We start from the raw sequence: 1,254 nt of genomic DNA on the forward strand, positions 1-1,254 counted from the left end.
ACATTATTTCCGATGGCTGGTCTGCCAATGTGCTGATACAGGAATTGAATGCGCTCTATACGGCGTTTATGGCCGGACAATCCGATCCCTTGCCGACATTGGCGATTCAATACCCGGATTACGCCGCCTGGCAGCGTCAGTGGCTGTCGGCTGAGCGTATTCAGGTTCAGTCTGACTATTGGCGTGCAATGCTGGCTGACGCGCCGGTTCTGTTGGATTTGCCTACTGAGCGGCCTCGTCCACTGGAGCAGTCGTTTGCCGGAGATGCCGTGCTGGTTGATCTGGATGTGGAATTAACAACGGCCCTTAAGCGCCTGAGTGAACAGCAGGGCGTCACCTTATTCATGACGTTGTTGTCAGCCTGGGGGATAGTCTTGTCGCGCCTGTCAGGTCAGGAAGATGTGGTGATTGGCACACCGAGCGCGGGCCGTAGTCGTCGGGAAGTGGAGCCGTTGATTGGCTTCTTTGTCAATACACTGGCATTGCGCATGGATTTATCGGGTGAGTTGACCGTGAGTGAGTTGCTGGCGCGAGTTCGACAAACCGCATTGTCGGCACAGGAGCATCAGGATTTACCGTTTGAGCAGGTGGTGGAAATCGTGCAACCGCCGCGCCGACTGGCGCATACCCCGTTATTCCAGGTGATGTTTGCCTGGCAAAACAATGAGAGCACGGAATGGGGATTACCGGGGCTGGCGGTGTCGCCGGTCGATCAAGCCGTTGATGTTGTCAAGTTTGATCTTGAGCTCAACCTGTTAGAAGAGGAAGGCAGGATTGTTGGGGCGTTGAGTTATGCCACGGCTCTGTTTGATCTATCGACAATGGAACGGCAAGTGGGATATCTGCATGCGGTGCTGCAAGCGATGGTGGCTAACCCTCAAAAGCCGGTCGGAGAAATTGATATTCTATCTCCGGCAGAGCGCAGGTTGTTGCTGGAAACTTGGAATGCCACGGCAACCGCCTATCCTGAGACGTTATGTGTTCATCAATTGTTTGAACAACAGGTGGAGAAAACGCCAGAGGCGGTGGCCTTGGTGTGTGAAGGGCAGACCCTCAGTTATGCCGAATTAAATGCTCATGCTAACCGGTTGGCTCATCAGCTTATTACACTAGGGGTAGAGCCGGATCAGCGAGTGGCGATTTGCGTGTCACGTTCACCGGCGATGGTAGTGGGATTGCTGGCGGTGATGAAAGCGGGCGGGGCGTATGTGCCGCTAGACCCGACTTATCCTAGCGGGCGGCTGGCGCATATTT

Annotated in this window: 1 protein-coding gene; it reads left to right on the plus strand. The window is 54.6% G+C overall.

All coding sequences use genetic code 11. The features are described from left to right. The coding region (locus CKY02_RS23070; RefSeq protein ID WP_146747498.1) for a non-ribosomal peptide synthetase at positions 1 to 1,254 on the plus strand (1,254 nt) is incomplete at both ends.

Origin of the sequence: Photorhabdus bodei (genome assembly GCF_003287735.1) — a bacterium.
In the GTDB taxonomy this organism is placed as follows: Bacteria; Pseudomonadota; Gammaproteobacteria; order Enterobacterales; family Enterobacteriaceae; genus Photorhabdus; species Photorhabdus kayaii.